Source organism: Halorientalis litorea, from assembly GCF_023028225.1.
GTDB classification, from domain to species: domain Archaea; phylum Halobacteriota; class Halobacteria; order Halobacteriales; family Haloarculaceae; genus Halorientalis; species Halorientalis litorea.
Map to the genome: position 1 here is coordinate 1,300,761 of NZ_CP095482.1, position 18,347 is coordinate 1,319,107.

At 65.5% G+C, this 18,347-nt stretch carries 19 protein-coding genes; 16 read left to right on the top strand and 3 right to left on the bottom strand.

Translation table 11 applies throughout. The features are described 5' to 3' along the window. Positions 1–52: 52 nt before the first annotated feature. The 10 genes from ahaH (at position 53) to MUG95_RS06995 (ending at position 9,559) form a co-directional block, all read left to right on the top strand. The gene (ahaH, locus tag MUG95_RS06950) at positions 53–385 is read left to right on the top strand and encodes an ATP synthase archaeal subunit H (protein ID WP_247010338.1); all 333 of its coding nucleotides are present in this window, start codon (positions 53–55) and stop codon (positions 383–385) included. Further along, positions 372–2,669: a V-type ATP synthase subunit I gene (locus MUG95_RS06955; protein ID WP_247010339.1), complete on the top strand. Its 2,298-nt coding sequence runs from the start codon at positions 372–374 to the stop codon at positions 2,667–2,669. The genes ahaH and MUG95_RS06955 overlap by 14 nt, the downstream gene beginning before the upstream one ends. Before the next feature lie 166 nt (positions 2,670–2,835). Continuing rightward, entirely contained in the window at positions 2,836–3,141 is a 306-nt protein-coding gene (locus MUG95_RS06960; protein WP_247010340.1) for an ATP synthase subunit C-like protein, read from the top strand. A gap of 20 nt (positions 3,142–3,161) precedes the next feature. Next, positions 3,162–3,746, top strand: a complete 585-nt coding sequence (locus MUG95_RS06965) for a V-type ATP synthase subunit E (RefSeq protein ID WP_247010341.1) — start codon at positions 3,162–3,164, stop codon at positions 3,744–3,746. Then, on the top strand, positions 3,743–4,801 hold the full coding sequence (locus MUG95_RS06970) for a V-type ATP synthase subunit C (RefSeq protein ID WP_247010342.1): 1,059 nt from the start codon (positions 3,743–3,745) through the stop codon (positions 4,799–4,801). The genes MUG95_RS06965 and MUG95_RS06970 overlap by 4 nt, the downstream gene beginning before the upstream one ends. Beyond that, entirely contained in the window at positions 4,798–5,121 is a 324-nt protein-coding gene (locus MUG95_RS06975) for a V-type ATP synthase subunit F (RefSeq protein WP_247010343.1), read from the top strand. The genes MUG95_RS06970 and MUG95_RS06975 overlap by 4 nt, the downstream gene beginning before the upstream one ends. 1 nt (position 5,122) lies before the next feature. Further along, positions 5,123–6,883, top strand: a complete 1,761-nt coding sequence (locus MUG95_RS06980) for an ATP synthase subunit A (protein WP_247010344.1) — start codon at positions 5,123–5,125, stop codon at positions 6,881–6,883. 2 nt (positions 6,884–6,885) lie between these two features. Further along, positions 6,886–8,325, top strand: a complete 1,440-nt coding sequence (locus MUG95_RS06985) for an ATP synthase subunit B (protein ID WP_247010345.1) — start codon at positions 6,886–6,888, stop codon at positions 8,323–8,325. Between the two features lie 86 nt (positions 8,326–8,411). Further along, on the top strand, positions 8,412–9,101 hold the full coding sequence (locus tag MUG95_RS06990) for a V-type ATP synthase subunit D (protein ID WP_247010346.1): 690 nt from the start codon (positions 8,412–8,414) through the stop codon (positions 9,099–9,101). Between the two features lie 62 nt (positions 9,102–9,163). Continuing rightward, entirely contained in the window at positions 9,164–9,559 is a 396-nt protein-coding gene (locus MUG95_RS06995; protein WP_247010347.1) for a DUF6276 family protein, read from the top strand. Between the two features lie 138 nt (positions 9,560–9,697). On the opposite strand, the gene prf1 is transcribed toward MUG95_RS06995, so the two are convergent. Next, positions 9,698–10,951 (bottom strand): peptide chain release factor aRF-1, encoded by a 1,254-nt coding sequence (prf1, locus tag MUG95_RS07000; RefSeq protein WP_247010348.1) that lies wholly within the window; start codon positions 10,949–10,951, stop codon positions 9,698–9,700. A 249-nt stretch (positions 10,952–11,200) separates the two neighbouring features. On the opposite strand from prf1, the gene MUG95_RS07005 reads away from it, so the two are divergent. Both MUG95_RS07005 and MUG95_RS16860 read left to right on the top strand, forming a co-directional pair. Further along, positions 11,201–12,064 carry a MinD/ParA family ATP-binding protein gene (locus tag MUG95_RS07005; protein ID WP_247010349.1) on the top strand — a complete coding sequence of 288 codons (864 nt, stop codon included), beginning with the start codon at positions 11,201–11,203 and terminating at the stop codon, positions 12,062–12,064. Between the two features lie 68 nt (positions 12,065–12,132). Next, the gene (locus MUG95_RS16860) at positions 12,133–12,258 is read left to right on the top strand and encodes a hypothetical protein (RefSeq protein WP_256463871.1); all 126 of its coding nucleotides are present in this window, start codon (positions 12,133–12,135) and stop codon (positions 12,256–12,258) included. 1 nt (position 12,259) lies between these two features. Here MUG95_RS16860 and argS read toward each other — a convergent pair whose 3' ends face one another. Next, positions 12,260–14,017, bottom strand: coding sequence for an arginine--tRNA ligase (argS, locus tag MUG95_RS07010; protein ID WP_247010350.1), 1,758 nt, complete (start codon positions 14,015–14,017; stop codon positions 12,260–12,262). A 51-nt stretch (positions 14,018–14,068) separates the two neighbouring features. Next, the gene (locus MUG95_RS07015; protein WP_247010351.1) at positions 14,069–14,572 is read right to left on the bottom strand and encodes an HTH domain-containing protein; all 504 of its coding nucleotides are present in this window, start codon (positions 14,570–14,572) and stop codon (positions 14,069–14,071) included. A 285-nt stretch (positions 14,573–14,857) separates the two neighbouring features. Here MUG95_RS07015 and twy1 point away from each other — a divergent pair, with 285 nt between their 5' ends. The 4 genes from twy1 to ribB all read left to right on the top strand — a co-directional run bounded on the left by twy1 (position 14,858) and on the right by ribB (position 17,978). Continuing rightward, complete coding sequence (twy1, locus tag MUG95_RS07020) at positions 14,858–15,847, top strand: 4-demethylwyosine synthase TYW1 (RefSeq protein WP_247010352.1); 990 nt, start codon at positions 14,858–14,860, stop codon at positions 15,845–15,847. A 36-nt stretch (positions 15,848–15,883) separates the two neighbouring features. Next, positions 15,884–16,483 (top strand): DJ-1/PfpI family protein, encoded by a 600-nt coding sequence (locus MUG95_RS07025; RefSeq protein ID WP_247010353.1) that lies wholly within the window; start codon positions 15,884–15,886, stop codon positions 16,481–16,483. A 135-nt stretch (positions 16,484–16,618) separates the two neighbouring features. After that, positions 16,619–17,320, top strand: a complete 702-nt coding sequence (locus MUG95_RS07030; RefSeq protein ID WP_247010354.1) for a DUF120 domain-containing protein — start codon at positions 16,619–16,621, stop codon at positions 17,318–17,320. After that, on the top strand, positions 17,304–17,978 hold the full coding sequence (gene ribB / locus MUG95_RS07035; protein WP_372608189.1) for a 3,4-dihydroxy-2-butanone-4-phosphate synthase: 675 nt from the start codon (positions 17,304–17,306) through the stop codon (positions 17,976–17,978). The genes MUG95_RS07030 and ribB overlap by 17 nt, the downstream gene beginning before the upstream one ends. Positions 17,979–18,347: the final 369 nt, after the last annotated feature.

An 18,347-nucleotide genomic window follows, 5' to 3' on the forward strand; every position in this document is an offset into this window, starting at 1 on the left:
CACGACTTCGCAACTACCATATATCGGCTTCTGCAATCTTCGGACGATTAGAATGCCAAGGCCGGAGGTTCTCGACCGCGTCAAGGAGGCGGAACAGGAGGCCGACGAAATCATCGCCGAGGCCGAGCGCGAGGCCGAACAGCGGGTCGAAAGTGCCCGAGAGGAGGCCGAGGAGACCCGCGAACAGGCCCGAGAGGAGGCCGAGGAAGAGGCCAAAGAACGGCTCGAAACGGCCCGTGAGGAAATCGAAGCCGAGCGCGAGCGCGTCATCAGCGAGGGCGAGCGCGAGCGCGAGCAACTCGAATCCCAAGCCGAAGGGCAGGCCGACGAGGCCGTCGAACACGTACTCGACCTGTTCGAGGAGGCGGTGCATGCTCAGACCTGAGCAGATGAGCCGGGTCTCGGTGACCGGCTCCAGACACGTCATGGAAGACGTCATCGAGACGATCTACGACTTGCGACTGGTCGACGTGACCGACTACAGCGGCGGGTGGGACGGGTTCGAGCCCGGTTCTCCCATCGAAGGCGGCGACGAGGCGTCGAGCAAACTCGTCACCGTCCGCGCGCTGAAGAACACGCTCGGTGTCGACGAGGACGACGCCGGCCCGACCCGCCTCGTGACCGACGAGGCCATCGAGGAGGAACTCGACGACATCCGCCAGAACGTCAACGAACTCGACGACCGGCGCGACGACGTGCGGAGCGAACTCCGTGACGTCGAGGAGCGAATCGACAGCGTCGCGCCGTTCGCTCAGTTGAACATCGACCTGGACCTGCTGAGCGGCTACGACTCGCTGTCGGTGGCCGTCGGCGAGGGCGACGCCGAGGCCATCCGACGCGAACTCCTCGACGCCGACGAGGTGGCCGCCCACGAGCTATTCAGCGAGGGCGACGCCGTCGCCGTCTTCGTCCACCCCACCGACGCCGCGGGGGACGTGGACGTACAGGACGTGCTCGTCGGGACTGCGTTCCAGGCCTACCCGATTCCCGACGCCGAGGGGAGTCCCGAGGAGTACATCTCGGAACTCCGGCATCGGAAACAGCAACTCGAGACCGAACTCGAAACCGTCGAGTCGGAGTTGGAGAACCTCAAACTCGACGTGGCGGGCTTCCTGCTCGCGGCCGAAGAGAAACTCGCCATCGAGGCACAGAAGGCGGAAGCACCCCTCTCGTTCGCGACGACGGAGAACGCCTTCGTCGCGGAGGGATGGATTCCGACCGACGAGTACGCCGACTTCGCCGACGCCCTCTCCTCGGCCGTCGGTGGGCACGTCGAAGTCGAGGAACTCGAACGCGCAGACTACGACAGCGACGGGCACGCCACCCACAGCGAACCCGTCCACGAGGAGACCAGCGCGTCGGCCGCGGCCACCGGGGCCGCCGCGTCGGACGACGAGGACGCCGACGCCGAGGCGACCGAACAGGAAGCCGTCGCGGACGGCGGTGCGGTGAGCGGTGCGAACCGCGCCTCGTCGGAGCCACGGTCCGACGGCGGTGCGGTGACGATGAGCGACGACGAACCGCCGGTCATCCAGGACAACCCCGGTTCGGTCAAGCCGTTCGAGGCACTGGTCGAAGTCATCAACCGGCCGAAGTACTCCGAGTTCGACCCGACAATCGTCCTCTTCCTGACGTTCCCGGCGTTTTTCGGGTTCATGATCGGTGACCTCGGATACGGGCTGTTGTATCTGGGGCTCGGCTACTGGCTGTACTCCTCGTTCGAGAACGAGGTCATACAGAGCCTCGGTGGCGTCGGGATGTGGGCCGGCGGCTTCACCGCGCTCTTCGGCGTGCTGTACGGCGAGTTCTTCGGTCTCCACCAGTTGGGTGAGATACTGTTCAACGGGCACCCGCCCATCCACAAGGGCCTCCAGCCCCACTACCTGCAGTTCGCGCAGGCGTGGCTGACGCTGAGTCTCTTCCTCGGCTTGCTCCACGTGGGCGTGGGCTACGTCTTCGACTTCGTCGAGAACCTGTCACACGGCCTCGTCGACGCCGTCACCGAGAGCGGGTCGTGGGTGCTGCTGATGTTCGGCATCTGGGGCTGGGTGTTCAGCACGCAGGCAATCGCCGTCAAACCGACGTTCATGTTCACGGCCTTCGCGCGTGAAGGTGCCGTCGTCGGCGGAACGGAAGTGACCGAGGGGATGGTCGCGCTCCCCGCCGGCTTCACCGGGTTCTCGCCGACTATCGGGACTGCCGGCCTCGTCGTGGCTGGCATCGGGTTCGCCCTGCTTCTCAAGGGCGAGGGCGGTGTCGGCGCGCTCGAGAGCCTGAACGTCCTGGTGAACGTCCTGTCGTACACGCGTATCGCCGCCGTCCTGCTGGCCAAGGCCGGGATGGCACTGGCGGTCAACCTCATCGTGTTCGGCGCGACGTTCGAGGGTGGCGAGTTCCACTTCATCACCTTCGCCTCGGACCCGCACGGCGAAGTCGTGTTCTCCGGGTTGCTGAACGCGAGCGACCCCGTGAACCTCGTCGTCGGCGGTCTGTTCGGCATCCTCATCCTCGTGCTGGGGCACGCGCTCGTGCTGGCACTCGGTATCACGAGTGCCGGCCTGCAGGCAGTGCGTCTCGAGTACGTGGAGTTCTTCGGGAAGTTCTACGAGGGCGGCGGTCGCGCGTTCGAGCCGTTCGGGTACGAACGCGAGTACACCGCCGAGGACTGACCGCCGGTCACGGCGGCCGTCCACACGCCCGTTTCGGACGGGTAGTACCGGAACCGTGAGACTGTCTCTCATCGGTGATTCACGCACTCACGACGGCATTTGGGAAGTTTTATGAAGCCACTGTGGCCATATCCGCCTGTTCGGAACACCCCCGATACTACAACTCATGATCGAAACCGTTGCAGCAGTTCTGACCGGCGTCGTACCGCTTCTCCAAGATCAGGTTGTCCTCGCCGCCGCAGAGGGCACAGAAGGCGCGGCCCCGGCCATCGGCCCGGCCGCCGCAGGTGCTCTCGCCGTTGGCCTCGCCGCCTTCGGCGCGGGGTACGCTGAGCGTGGTATCGGCGCCGCCGCCGTCGGTGCGGTCGCCGAGGACGACGAAATGTTCGGTCGTGGGCTCATCCTGACGGTGCTTCCGGAGACGCTCGTGATTCTCGCACTCGTCGCGCTGTTCCTGGCACCGAACCTGTAACGGGACCCACCTTTCCTACAATGAGCCTTGATACGGTCGTAGAGGATATTCGGGACGAAGCCCGCGCGCGTGCGGAGGAGATTCGCGCAGAGGCCGACGAGGAGGCCGAGGCAATCCTTGCCGAGGCGGAGGCCGACGCCGAGGACATCCGCGCGGAGCGTGCGGCGGAAGTTGAATCGACAATCGAGCAGGAACGAGAGCAGCAACTCTCGAGTGCCAAACTCGAAGCGAAACAGGCCCGACTGGAGGCCCGCCGGAACGTGCTCGGCGACGTCCGTAACGACGTCGAGGACGAAATCGCGGCCATCGAGGGCGACCGGCGCGAGGACCTCACCCGCGAGTTGCTCACGGCGGCCGTCGAGGAATTCGACACCGACGACGACTTGCTCGTCCACGGGCGGGCCGAGGACGAGGACCTCATCGAATCCCTGCTCGAAGAACTGGACCACGACGGGTCGTTCGGTGACGCCCGTGACTGTCTCGGCGGGGTCGTCGTCGAGAGCGACACGTCGCGGGTCCGTGTGAACAACACGTTCGACTCCATCCTCGACGACGTCTGGGAGTCGAACCTCGGCGAGATAAGCGACAGCCTGTTCGAGCAATGAGCACGGAGTACACGGGCGAGAGCGGCAATTACGAGTACGTCACCGCGCGGGTCCGGTCGCGTCGAGCCTCGCTGTTCGACGACGACGACTACCGCAAACTCGTTCGGATGGGGACCGGTGAAATCGCCCGGTTCATGGAGGAGACCGAGTACGAGTCCGAGATGAACCAACTCGGCGCGCGCCACTCGGGCGTCGACCTCGTCGAGTACGCGCTGAACCGCAACGTCGCAAAGCACTTCGACGACCTGCTCCAGTGGGCGGACGGGCAACTGTACGGTTACATCGCCCGCTACCTCCGGAAGTTCGACGTGTGGAACGTCAAGACAGTCATCCGTGGACTGTACTCCGACGCGGACCGGGAAGCGGTCGAAGCGGACCTCATTCGGGCAGGCGAGTTCGAGGACGAGTTCCTCGAACAGCTCCTCTCGGCGGGAACCGTCGAGGAAGTCGTGGACCTGCTCGAACCGACACGGTTCGGTGACGGACTCGCGGACGCTTATCCCCTCTACGAGGAGGAGGGCGTCCTCGTCCCGCTGGAGAACGCCCTCGACCGGGCGTTCTACGAGGAGCTGCTGACGGGACTGTCGGGCGAGGTGAGCGGGGCGATGGAACTGTACCGCGAGTTCCTCGCCGCCGAAGTGGACTTCAGCAACGTCCGCAACGCGCTCCGGCTCGCACGGAGCGGCGCGGACATCGACCCCTCGGAGTACTACATCGACGGGGGCACGCTGTTCGACGAGGACGAGATTCGGCAACTGTCCCGCAACCAGGACCAGTTGGTCGAGTTCGTCCGGCAGAGCCGGTACGGCGACGACTTGGAGGCGGGGCTGGACAGCCTCGAAGCGGCCGACAGCCTCATCGAGTTCGAGCGCGCGCTGGATGCGGCCCTGCTGGAGTACGCCGACCGCCTGTCGAACCGACACCCGCTGTCGGTCTGTCCGGTGTTGGCGTACGTGCTGGCGAAGGAACGCGAAGTCGACAACGTGCGAGCCATCGCCCGGGGCCGGGAGGCCGGTCTCTCGGAGACAGAAATCGAGGAGGAACTCGTGCTATGAGCCAGGAGATAGCGGTCATCGGCAGTCCGGAGTTCACCACCGGGTTCCGTCTCGCGGGCGTCCGCAAGTTCGCGGACGTACCCGACGACGAGAAGGCAGAGCGACTGGACGAGGCGGTCCGCGAGATGCTCGGGGACGAGGGTGTCGGCATCGTCGTGATGCACGACTCGGACCTCGAGTACCTCTCGCGGGGCGTCCGCGAGGACGTCGAGACCAGCGTCGAACCGGTGCTGGTCACGCTCGGTGGCGGCACCGGGAGCGGCGGCCTGCGCGAGCAGATCAAACGAGCTATCGGTATCGACCTCATGGAGGAAGAATAAAATGAGTCAAGCTACGGAATCGGAGGTCCGCGAGGACGGACGGATAGAGAGCGTGAGCGGTCCCGTCGTGACGGCGGTCGACCTCGACGCGCGGATGAACGACGTCGTGTACGTCGGCCACGAGGGGCTGATGGGCGAAGTCATCGAAATCGAGGGCGACATCACGACCATTCAGGTGTACGAGGAGACGTCCGGCGTGTCGCCGGGCGAACCCGTCGAGTCGACGGGCGCGCCCCTCAGCGTCGACCTCGGGCCGGGAATGCTCGACGCCATCTACGACGGCGTCCAGCGTCCGCTGGACGTCTTGGAGGAGAAGATGGGGTCGGCGTTCCTCGACCGTGGCGTCGACGCACCGGGCATCGACCTCGAGAAGACGTGGGAGTTCACACCCGAAGTCGAGGAGGGCGACGAGGTCGGTCCGACGGACATCGTCGGCATCGTCCCCGAGACGCCGAGCATCGACCACAAAGTGATGGTCCCGCCGGACTACGAGGGCGGCGAAGTCGTCGCCGTCGAGTCCGGTGACTTCACCGTCGAGGACACGGTCGTCGAACTCGACAACGGCGAGGAGATTCGGATGCGCCAGGAGTGGCCCGTCCGCACCCAACGCCCCGCCGACGAGAAGCAGACGCCGACGACGCCGCTGGTCTCGGGCCAGCGCATCCTCGACGGTCTGTTCCCCATCGCGAAGGGCGGGACGGCCGCGATTCCGGGACCGTTCGGGTCCGGCAAGACCGTCACCCAGCACCAACTCGCCAAGTGGGCCGACGCGGACATCGTCGTCTACGTCGGCTGTGGCGAGCGTGGCAACGAGATGACGGAGGTCATCGAGGACTTCCCGGAACTGGAGGACCCGACCACCGGCAACGCGCTGATGGACCGGACCTGCCTCATCGCCAACACGTCGAACATGCCCGTCGCGGCGCGTGAGTCCTGCGTGTACACGGGTATCACCATCGCGGAGTACTTCCGCGACATGGGCTACGACGTGGCACTGATGGCCGACTCCACCTCGCGGTGGGCCGAGGCAATGCGGGAAATCTCCTCGCGGTTGGAGGAGATGCCCGGCGAGGAAGGCTACCCCGCCTACCTCGCGGCGCGGCTCTCGGAGTTCTACGAGCGGGCCGGCTACTTCCAGAACCTCAACGGTCAGGAGGGGTCGGTGTCGGTCATCGGGGCCGTCTCCCCGCCGGGCGGTGACTTCTCGGAGCCGGTGACCCAGAACACCCTGCGCATCGTCAAGACGTTCTGGGCACTGGACGCCGACCTCGCGGAACGTCGGCACTTCCCGGCTATCAACTGGAACGAGTCGTACTCGCTGTATCGGGACCAACTCGACCCGTGGTTCGAGGACAACGTCGAGGACGACTGGTCCGAACAGCGGCAGTGGGCCATCGACACGCTGGACGAGGAGAGCGAACTCCAAGAGATCGTCCAACTCGTCGGGAAGGACGCCCTGCCCGAGGACCAGCAGTTGACGCTCGAGGTCGCCCGGTTCCTCCGGGAGGCGTGGCTCCAGCAGGACGCCTTCCACGACACGGACACGTACTGTGAACCGGCGAAGACGTACGCGATTCTGCGTGCCATCAAGACACTCAACGACGAGGCGTTCGACGCCTTGGACGCCGGGGTGCCAATCGAGGAGATCATCGACATCGAGTCCGCACCCCGACTCAACCGCATCGGCGTTCAGGAGGACTGGGAGTCCTACGTCGAGGAACTGGAAGACGAAATCGAGACACAGATTCGGGAGCTGTACTGACGATGCAGAAAGAATACAAGACTATCACGGAGATCAGCGGACCGCTGGTGTTCGCCGAAGTGGACGAACCCGTCGGCTACGACGAAATCGTCGAGATAGAGACGCCCGACGGAAAGACACGCCGCGGACAGGTACTCGAGAGCACGAGCGACTTCGTCGCCATCCAAGTGTTCGAGGGGACGGAAGGTATCGACCGCAACGCGTCGGTGCGGTTCCTCGGCGAGACGATGCAGATGAAACTCACCGAGGACCTGCTCGGGCGCGTCCTGAGTGGGTCCGGCGAACCCATCGACGACGGGCCGGATATCGAACCGGAGGAGGAACGTCCCATCGTCGGGGAGGCCATCAACCCCTACTCGCGGGAGTACCCCGAGGAGTTCATCCAGACCGGCGTCTCCGCCATCGACGGGATGAACACCCTCGTCCGCGGCCAGAAGCTCCCCATCTTCTCTGGGTCGGGCCTGCCCCACAGCGACCTCGCGCTCCAGATCGCCCGGCAGGCGACCGTGCCGGAGGAACAGGAGGGCGAGGGCGACGAGGACGGCTCGGAGTTCGCAGTCATCTTCGGCGCGATGGGTATCACCCAAGAGGAAGCCAACGAGTTTATGGACGACTTCGAGCGCACCGGCGCGCTGGAGCGGTCGGTCGTCTTCATGAACCTCGCGGACGACCCCGCGACCGAGCGGACACTCACGCCGCGACTGGCACTGACGACCGCCGAGTACCTCGCCTTCGAGAAGGACTACCACGTGCTGGTCATCCTGACGGACATGACCAACTACTGTGAGGCACTGCGCGAAATCGGTGCCGCACGCGAGGAGGTCCCGGGCCGCCGTGGCTACCCCGGGTACATGTACACGGACCTCGCCAACCTCTACGAGCGGGCCGGCCGCATCGAGGGCGAGGAGGGGTCGGTGACGCAGATTCCCATCCTCACGATGCCCGGCGACGACGACACGCACCCGATTCCGGACCTCACGGGGTACATCACGGAGGGGCAAATCTACATCGACCGCGACCTGAACAGTCAGGGTATCGAACCGCCCATCAACGTCCTGCCGAGCCTCTCGCGGCTGATGGACGACGGTATCGGCGAGGGACTGACCCGCGCCGACCACGCCGACATCTCCGACCAGATGTACGCCGCCTACGCGGAGGGTGAGGACCTGCGTGACCTCGTGAACATCGTCGGCCGCGAGGCCCTCTCGGAGCGGGACAACAAGTACCTCGACTTCGCCGACGCCTTCGAGGAGCAGTTCGTCCAGCAGGGCTTCCGGACGAACCGTTCCATCGACGAGACGCTCGATTTGGGCTGGGACCTCATCTCGACGCTGCCGAAGACGGAACTCAACCGCATCGACGAGGACCTCATCGAGGAACACTACGTCGAAGACGAGTCCGCCGCCGCCGAGACGGAAACCGAGGAAGCCGAAGCCGAATAACCCGGCCGCCGTTGACCTTCGTTTCTCGCGTTCGTTCTGTCGACGACTGAAAACGGTTAACTGGCTACGCAGGTAAGGGTCCGCCAATGGCCAAAGACGTTAAGCCGACTCGGAAGAACCTCATGGCGATAGAGGACAGAATCGAACTCTCCGATCGGGGCCACGACACGCTCGAGAAGAAGCGCGACGGCCTCATCATGGAGTTCATGGACATCCTCGACCAGGCACAGGACGTCCGGGCGGACCTCTCGGAGAACTACGAGCGGGCACAGGACACCATCAACAAGGCCCGTGCGATGGAGGGCGACGTGGCAGTTCGGGGCGCGGCCGCCGCGCTCAAGGAACACCCCGAACTCACCACGGAGTCGAAGAACATCATGGGCGTCGTCGTCCCCCAAATCGAGTCCTCGAAGGTACGAAAGAGCCTCGACGAGCGCGGGTACGGTGTCCTCGGGACCAGCGCGCGCATCGACGAGGCGGCCGACGCCTACGAGGAACTCATCGAGACGGTCATCCTCGCCGCCGAGGTGGAGACGGCGATGAAGAAGATGCTCGAAGAGATCGAGACGACCAAACGCCGGGTCAACGCCTTGGAGTTCAAACTCCTCCCCGAACTCAACGAGAACAAGGAGTACATCGAACAGAAACTGGAGGAACAGGAGCGCGAGGAGATATTCCGGATGAAGAAAATCAAGGCGAAAAAGGAAGAGGAAGAGAAAGAGGAGAAACGCGAGGCGGCGGAGCGGGACCGCGAAGAAGTCACCGCGGACGACTGACGCGACGCGCGCGGCGAGCGACTGCGGGGTAGGTTTTTCCACCCGGCGGTACTCGAGTAAATATGGACTGTCCAGACTGTCAGACGCCGATGCTCCAGTTCCCGGTCGGCGACGAGTACCGGGAGTACGTGCCGGAGGGCGCGCCCGGGGCGGCACTCTGTCCGACGTGTCTCGTGTTAGAGCCAGACGACAACCCACCGGCGGAGCCGCCGGATTTCGGGACCGTCGGTGATGCGTTCCCGATGAGTCCCGACGCCGCCGTACCGATGGCACTCGGCATCGGCCTGCTGACCTCACTCGCGCTCTATCGGTCGGAAATCGCCGAGTTGTTCACCGCCGTCGAGGAGGCCGGGGCGGACCCGATGCTCGTTCTCGACCGACTCGCCACCACGGGAAGTGTGGACAGTCAGATAGACCTCCAAGGACGGAAACGGCAGTTGGAGCAGTTGCTGGAGTAGGCGTCCGAGAGATGGGTGCGAGCGGTTCGACCCGAAGGACTACCGGAGCGAGCGCGGCGAGCGACGACTGGACCGAGGGTCGATTTTTGCCCGAACGAGGCCGCGGAACGGCCGAGTGACGGTGCAAAAAGGTCGTCGTTAGACGCCAGTGTCGTAGCGCAGGATGCCCGCGATGCCGCCGAAGGCGTCGAGCAATTGTTCGCCCTTCTCGAAGTCGGTCGAGATGAACTTCGTCTCCGTGCCGCGTTGCCCGGCGATGTCCATGAGGTGGTCGATGAGGTCCTCGCGTTCGCCCGCGTCGGCGTCGACGGTCTCACTGCAGCGCGTACAGTCGTGGTCGGGCGTCTCCTCGCGGCGGTCGATGACCTCCCGTTCCTCGTGGCCGTTCTCGCAGGTGTAGGTCACCACGTCGCGGCGGAGGTCCTCGGAGATGAGCAGGCGGTCGACGGCACCCATGACGAGGTTCTCGCGGGTGGCCTCGAAACCGTAGGTTGCGAGGTTCCCGTCGTGGAGTTCCCGGAAGAACTCCTCCATCTCCGATTTGTCCTGCATCACGTCGTACTGGTCCAACACGTCCTGTGCGGCGTCGACGAGGTCGTAGAGGCCGGATTCGTCGGTGTAGGACACGTCGAACTTACCCAGCACCATGTCCTGCAGTTCGTGGTGGAGGTAGTCGCCGTCGAGGAACTCGTCTTTGGTCGGTGAGGGACCGCCGACGAGGATGCCGTCCATCTCGTGTCTGTCGTCGACGAACAGGTCGTTGGCCATCCCAGCGACCTCCTGATAGAAGTTGTCGATGGCTTCCAACCGGAGGCGGGCGAACCGCTGTGCGGACTGGCCACCCTTGCGCTGTTTGCCGGGCACCAGCGAGGAGGCGGACTTGACGGGTTCGACGCGTTTGCCCTTGAGCCACCCGACGTTGGCCTCGCGGCGGTCGAGGACGATGAGGCCGAACAGCCCCTTGTCGCCCATCATCTCCTCCAGGGGTTCGGTCAGGAAGTCCGAATCACAGTGATACCGGAACGACTGGATGGGTTCGGGCGGGGACTCCAGTACCTTCGTGACCATCTCGCTACGCCCGCCGCCGGAGTCGATAGCACCGGAGAAGATGACCATCCCGTTGTCCGGGGGATAGACGTCGTAGTAACGGAGACGGTCCTTGATGGAGGTCAAGGCGTCCTGGACGGCGGTACGGGTCTGTTTCGACTTGATGTTCGAGGCTTCGCTGTGCTCTTGGGTGACGTGTTCGACGACGGAACTCACCTGCCTGTCGTCGGGGATGTAGATAGTGACCAGTTGCGTCCCCGAGCCCTCGTACTCCTTCAGGTCCTCGATTACCTTCTGGAACTCGTACCGCTGTTTGTCCGTCCCGTCCTCGTCCTGCGTACTCATTACCGGTTTCTAGCCCGATGAGCGGTAAGTAACTGTTGACCGGCATCGGCGGGCGGGGTTCGCCACTAGTGACAATAGGTTGATAGGGAGCGTGTAACTTTACAATGGTTGCGGGTATGTGTTGAGGTAGGTACGCCCGTGGCGCGGTCGGGTACGGAGCGCGGGCGTCGGGCGACGCGGTGAGGGTGAGACCCGGTGGGACGAACGGGTTTATGTTTCCCCCTCGACTGTGATACCATACCACAAAGCATGACGGGATACGTCTACACTATCGCAGGTGGCAAAGGCGGCGTCGGGAAGACTACGACAGCCATCAACGTCGCCGTCGCGTTGCAGGACGCCGGGCACGACGTAGTGGTCGTCGACGCCGACCTCGGCATGGCGAACCTCGGGGCGATGCTCGACATCGAACACGACCCGAGCCTCCATCAGGTACTGGCGGGCAAGGCCGCCGTCAGCGACGCGATTACCGAGGGGCCGGGCGGCATCACCATCGTGCCCGGCGAGCGGGACCTCGAAGCGTTCGCCGACGCGGACCCGGCCAAACTCCGGAAGGTCGTCAAGGCACTCTCGACGGCGTACGAAATCGTCCTCATCGACACGGGGGCGGGCCTGAGCCACGAGACGACGGTCCCGCTGGGACTGTCCGACGGCATCCTGCTCGTGACGACGGCCGACGACGTGGCCGTCGGCGACACTATCAAGACGGCGCAACTGGCCGAGCGCATCGAGGGCGACGTGCTCGGTGCCGTCCTGACGCGGGCCGGTGACGAGACGAACGTCTCGGAGGTCGCCGACGAACTCGACCTCGAGATGTTGGCCGTGGTCCCGGAAGACCAGGACGCGACGGAGAACGAGCCACTCCTCATCAACGACTCCGACAGTTACGCGGCCGAGGCCTACCGTCGCCTCGCCTCGACGCTCGAAGAGATATACGAGGCGAACACCGAAGGCGGCGTGAGTCCCGACGCCGAGTTCGACGTGGCGGACGACGAGGAGGCAGACGACGAGGCGGCGGCCGACGCGGACGGCGACGAGCCAGACGACGACGAGGAAGACGACGACGACGGGGAAGACGACGACGACGGCGGTGCCTTCGGCCTGTTCAGCTGACGGCTCGGCCGGCCGTCGTCGCTCGGCAGAAACGGTAGTTCTAAACCGCACGTCCGTCCACGTCCACTATGGAAGACGACGAGTCGATACCGCTCAGTTGGGTGCTGATTTTCCTACTGTTAGCCCTCGGCCTCGGACTGGCCGCGGTCCAGTTCACCGGTGGCACCGTCCTCCCGGCACTCGTTCCCGTGTAGGTTACATCGACTCGGGTGCGGCAACCCCGAGTAGAGACAGCGCGTTGGCGACAGTGTGACGCGCCGCCACGACCAGCGCGAGCCGCGCGTCCCGCTGGTCGCCGTCGGCGGAGAGGACCGGACACTCGCGGTAGAAGGCGTTGAACTGGTCGGCGAACTCCCGGGTGTACGTCGCCACGACGTGTGGCGTGAGGTCCTCGGCCGCCGCATCGACGACTGCCGGGAAGCGGGCGATGACGCGCAAGAGGTCCCGCTCCTCGGGCGTCGCTAGCGTCGCCGGGTCGAGGTCGGCAGGGTCGGGAACCTCGTGCCCGGCCTCGCGCGCCTCTGCGACGATGCCGCACGCACGCGCGTGAACGTACTGGACGTACGGGGCGGACTGTGCCTCGAAGTCGAGTGCGCGCTCCCACTCGAAGGTGATCGCCTTCGCGGGTTGCTTCGAGACGATGTCGTAGCGGACGGCACCGATGCCGACCTGATGGGCGACACGCTCGATGTCCGCCTCGGTCAGGTCGTCGCCCCGGAGGCGGTCGTCGAGACGGTCTTCGACTTCCGCACGGGCACGGTCGATGGCCTCGTCGAGCAGGTCGTCGAGGTCGATGCCCGTGCCCTTCCGCGTACTCATCTTCCCCTCGGGGAGGTTGACGTAGGAGTACAACACCTGCTCCAACTGGCTGGTGTCGTTGTCGAGCAAGTCGAGAGTCGCCCGGACCTGCCGGGCCTGCAGTTCGTGGTCCTCGCCCAGCACCGTCACGGCGCGGTCGTAGTTCTCGAACTTCCACTCGTGGTGGGCCAAGTCCCGCGTCGCGTAGAGACTGGTGCCGTCCGAACGGAGAAAGACGAGGTTCTTCTCGATGTCGGGGAGGTCGAGTTGCCACGCGTCCTCCTCGTAGGTCGCTTCGTCGAGGTCCTTGAGCCGACGTACCAGGTCGTCAGTGGAGCCGTCGCGCATGAACCGCGTCTCCTTGACGAACTCGTCGAACTCCGCAGGGAGTCGGCCGAGACACTCGCGCATCCCCGAGAGAACCGCATCGACCACCTCGCTGACGCGCTCGTAGGCCTCGTCGTCGCCCGCCTCCAGCCCCTGCATGATGGACTGGATTTCGGCCTCGGCGGCCTCGACTTCGTCCTCGGGACCGGATTCGAGGAACTCGTTGCCAGCCCGGTAGTAGCGCACGAGGTCGTACTCGATTCGGTCGCGTTCGGGGTCCGGGAGGTCCGCCTCCTCGAACGTCTCGTAGGCCCACGTGAACACGGCCATCTGGCGGCCGGCGTCGTTGACGTAGTAGTGGCGGTCCACGTCGTAGCCGGCGAAATCGAGGACGTTCGCAACCGCGTCGCCGACGATGGGATTGCGCGCGCGCCCGACGTGGACAGGGCCGGTGGGGTTCGCGCTCGTGTGTTCGACGACGACGGAGGTGTCCTTCGGGTCGAGTCGGCCGTACGCCTCGGCTTGGGCGGCCCGGAGCGTGTCGGCGAAGTAGGTGTCGCTGGGCAGGAAGTTGACGTACGGCCCCTGTGCTTGGACGCTGCCGAGGTGGTCGTAGTCGTCGGCGTCGATTTCGGCGGCCACGTCGGCGGCGACTTCGGGCGGCGGCGCGCCGACCGTACCGGCAAGCCGGAAGGCGACGCTGGATGCGAGGATGGCGTCGACGCCCTCCGGTGGTTCCTCGACACCGAGGTCGTCGGTCGGGAGGTCGAGCGATTCGAGCGCGCCCGCGAGGGCGTCCTCGACCTCCGCACGTGCAGACAGGAACATACACGCCCGTTTTCGAGCGGCGCGTATAGACGTAACGAGTCGGACCGGCGGTCAGAGGTTCCGCACGTCTTCCCCGTCGGCGAGTGTTCCGAGGCAATCCTCGACGCTCTGGTGGACGCCGTCGTTCCAGCAGGGGTAAAGCCCCGCGAGGCCGTCGTCGTCACGAACCGTGAGGGAGACGACGGGGAAGATGATGATACGCTCGGTTGCAGGGCCAGAGGAGAGCAGTCCGCCGACCGACTCGCGTGTCTCGAAGAAGGGCGTCAGTCTGAGACCGGCGTCCTCGGCCGCCGCCTCGAACTCCGTGAACAACGCCGCCGCATCGTCGGGGTGTGCGTCCTCCGCGGGGACGGACACGCGCGCGCCCCACCGCTCGACACGCAACTCGGGGACGGCCCCCTCGGCTTCGAGTTCCCGTACCCGGTCGAGAACTGTCTTCTGACGCCGCGCTGCCGCCGAGACGGGCGAGGAACGGAGGTGTACCGTCACCGTGAACTCCGGGTCTCCCTCCGCCCCGTCCTCGGTCTCCGGCCCGTCCACCGCGTTGGTAGCCATACTCGTGTGTTGTTTTTCACCCTATTAGTCTTTTCTCCGCCCAAATAGATTGTTCTACATCGTATATCGAAACATTAGTTTCTATTTTCGCCGTTTTGTCTCTGTTTCCCGTATATTCTTTGGACGAGATTCGCGGGCGGGAGAGGCGACCAGTCCGCGACGAGGCCGACGAGGGAGAGATGGGGGGGACGCATCGCGGTGCATCGGCCGGCACGTGCCGGCGGGACGTGGAGTGGCTTGGGGTGGACCACGAGGTTTTAGCCGCTGGAAACCACCCACCTGACAATGAGCGATTCAGAGTCCGGTGACGGGGGTCCCAAGCAGGTGTCGGACCCGAACTACCACAGCGAGAACCACACGGCCGTCCAGACCTGTGGCTGGACGAAGAACGCGCTCCGGGGCGAGGGGAAGTGCTACAAAAAAATATTCTACGGCATCGAGTCCCACCGCTGTATCCAGATGACGCCGGTGGTCAAGTGCAACGAGCGGTGTGTCTTCTGCTGGCGTGACCACGCGGGCCACGCCTACGAGATGGACGACGTGGCGTGGGACGACCCGGCGGCCGTCGCGGACGCCTCCATCGAACTCCAGACGAAACTGCTCTCGGGGTTCGGCGGCAACGAGCAAGTCCCGGACGACGTCTTCGAGGAGGCGATGGAACCGCGTCACGTCGCCATCTCGCTGGACGGTGAGCCGTCGTTGTACCCCTACCTCCCGGAACTCATCGAGGAGTTCCACGACCGAGATATCACCACGTTCCTCGTCTCGAACGGGACCCGACCGGAGATGCTGGCCGAGTGCGACCCCACGCAACTGTACGTCAGCGTCGACGCCGCCGACCGGGGGACGTTCGACGAGACGGTCAAAGCCGTCGAGGACGACGCGTGGGACCGCCTCATAGACACGCTGGACGTGCTCGCGGCCAAGGAGGACACCCGGACGGTCCTGCGGACGACGTGCATCGAGGGGCTGAACATGCACCACCCCGAGTGGTACGCGGCGATGTTCCAGCGGGCCGACCCCGACTTCGTCGAGATGAAGGCGTACATGCACGTCGGCCACTCGCGGGGTCGCCTCGACAGGGAGTCGATGCCCGACCACGAACGGGTCGTCGAGTTCTCGGGGGCCGTACAGGAACACCTCCCCGACCACGACGTGCTCAAGCAGGTGCCCGCCTCCCGCGTCGCACTGCTGGCCCGCGAGCGGAACACGCTCGTGCCGAAGTTGCAGAAGGGAAGCGAGTTCTGGAACCGCGACCCAGTTTCGGGTGACTGAGCGCGGCTTTTTGTCCGTGCCCGCCGAGTGTGGGACATGGACATCGCCATCCTGCTGTACGACGGCTTCGACGAGATGGACGCCGTCGGGCCGTACGAGATATTCGAGAACGCGGCGCGCGTCGGTGCGGCGATGACGACGACGCTTCGGACCGTCGAGGACCGGGAGCGCGTCACCGCGAGTCACGGCCTCGACGTGGGGGTGGACGGCCCGCTCTCGGCGGTGGCTCCGGACCTCCTCCTCGTGCCGGGCGGCGGATGGGCGGACCGGAGCGAGTCGGGCGCGTGGGCCGAAGCCGAACGCGGTGCCGTGCCCGACGCCATCGCCGCTCACTACGACGACGGCGGGCAGGTCGCCGGCGTCTGTACCGGCGGGATGCTGTTGGCTCGCGCGGGCGTCCTCGACGGCCGCCCGGCGGTGACACACGCGAGCGCGCTTGACGACCTGCGGGCGACGGACGCGGACGTTGTCGACGCCCGGGTCGTCGACGACGGTGACGTGGTGACCGCCGGCGGCGTCACATCGGGGCTGGACCTCGCGGTCCACGTCGTGGAACGGACCGCTGGCGCGGACGTAGCGGACGAGGTCTGCCGACTGATGGAGTACGACCCCCGAGGCCACGTCCACCACGGCTGACCGCGGTTCGGAACGTTTAGGCGTGTGTGGCCGAACCACAAGTCGAGAAACGCGAGTTCGGTTCTCAACCGTTCCAAACGTGGGACGCATCACGCGTTCGTTACGCTTATCCGGAGCAATCCCTTACGTCGGAGTATGGCAGAAGCGACGGGACGCGACGTCGGGTACGACGAACTCGCGACGCTGAAGCTGTTGGCACTCTCGGACGCGCTCGACGGCCAAGAGAAGGTGTCGTGTTCGGTGCTAGCCGACGAGTTGGGGGCCTCGAACCAGACGGCCTCCCGACGGCTCCAGCGGCTCGACGACGCGGACTACGTCGAGCGCGAAATCGTCAGCGACGGACAGTGGGTCACGGTTACGCCGGAGGGCGAGAGCGCGCTTCGCCGGGAGTACGCCGACTACCGGCGGATATTCGAGCGCGACGCGAGCATCGACCTGGCCGGGTTCGTGACCAGCGGTATGGGCGAGGGACGCCACTACATCTCGCTGCCGGGCTACATGGAGCAGTTCATCGAGAAGTTGGGCTACGAACCCTTCGCGGGGACGCTGAACGTGGACCTCACCGACGAGAGCGTCCGCACCCGGGCGGGCGTGGCCGCCCTCGAACCCGTCACCATCGAAGGCTGGGAGGACGACGAGCGCACGTACGGCCCGGCGTACTGTTACCCGGCGAGCGTCGAGACGGACGACGCCATCTACGAGCCGGCACACGTCATCACACCCGAGCGAACCCACCACGACGAGGACCAACTCGAAATCATCGCCCCCGAGCGACTGCGCGACGAGTTGGGACTGGACGACGGCGACGAACTCACCATCCATGTCACGGAGCGATAGCATGTCCCGAACCACGAGCAACGTAGACGCGGCCATCAGTGCCTTCCGCGCGGGCGACCCCGTCCTGATTCACGACGCGGCCGACCGGGAGGGCGAGACAGACATCGTGTATCCCGCGGGCGGCGTCACGCCCGGGGCTGTCGCACGGATGCGCAACGACGCCGGTGGCCTCGTGTGTGTCGCACTCGGCCACGAGGTGGCGGAGGCCCTCGACCTCCCGTTCGTCCAAGAGGTCATCGACCACCCGCTGGCGGCCGACCACGACCTCGCGTACGACGAGCGGTCGTCGTTCTCCCTGACCGTCAACCACCGCGACACCTTCACCGGCATCACCGACGAGGACCGTGCCCTGACCATCACCGAGTTGGGCCACGCCGCCGCCGACCCCGACCCGACGGCGTTCACGGAGGCGTTCCGCGCACCCGGCCACGTCCACCTGCTCAAGGCCGCGCCGAACCGCCTCTCGGACCGCCTCGGCCACACTGAACTCGCCGTGGTGTTGGCCGACGCCGCCGACCAGCCACCCGCCGCGGTGGTCTGTGAGATGCTCGACGACGAGAGCGGCGCGGCCCTGCCACCCGCCGCCGCCCGAACCTACGGCGAGCGAAACGGGATTCCGTACGTCGAAGGGTCCGAAATCGTCGACCGCCTCGGGTAACGGCCACACGGCCGACTGCCAGCGCGCGCCGCCGGATAAATCTGATTTCGATATACAGAACGAGCGGACGTGCCCCAACAGTCGATACACAGAACCGGGAGAGGCGTTGCCGACCGCTGGATTCCACAGTCGAGGATGCTACGTGCATACATGCCACGGCAGAGACGGCGTTCTCGGCGCGGATACGAGGTGAGAGCAGGTCAATCACGGCGGAAGACGGCGAACGGTTCGAATCGGGTTCGCTGTGACCGGCGGGCGCGTCGCACGGATTGGGACAACGGGACTGCCGAACCGACGGTGCCGTCCCCGACGACGACACGTCCGCGGAAGTTCGGGGTACGAGGGCAGATGCGTCGTGCAAGCGACCAC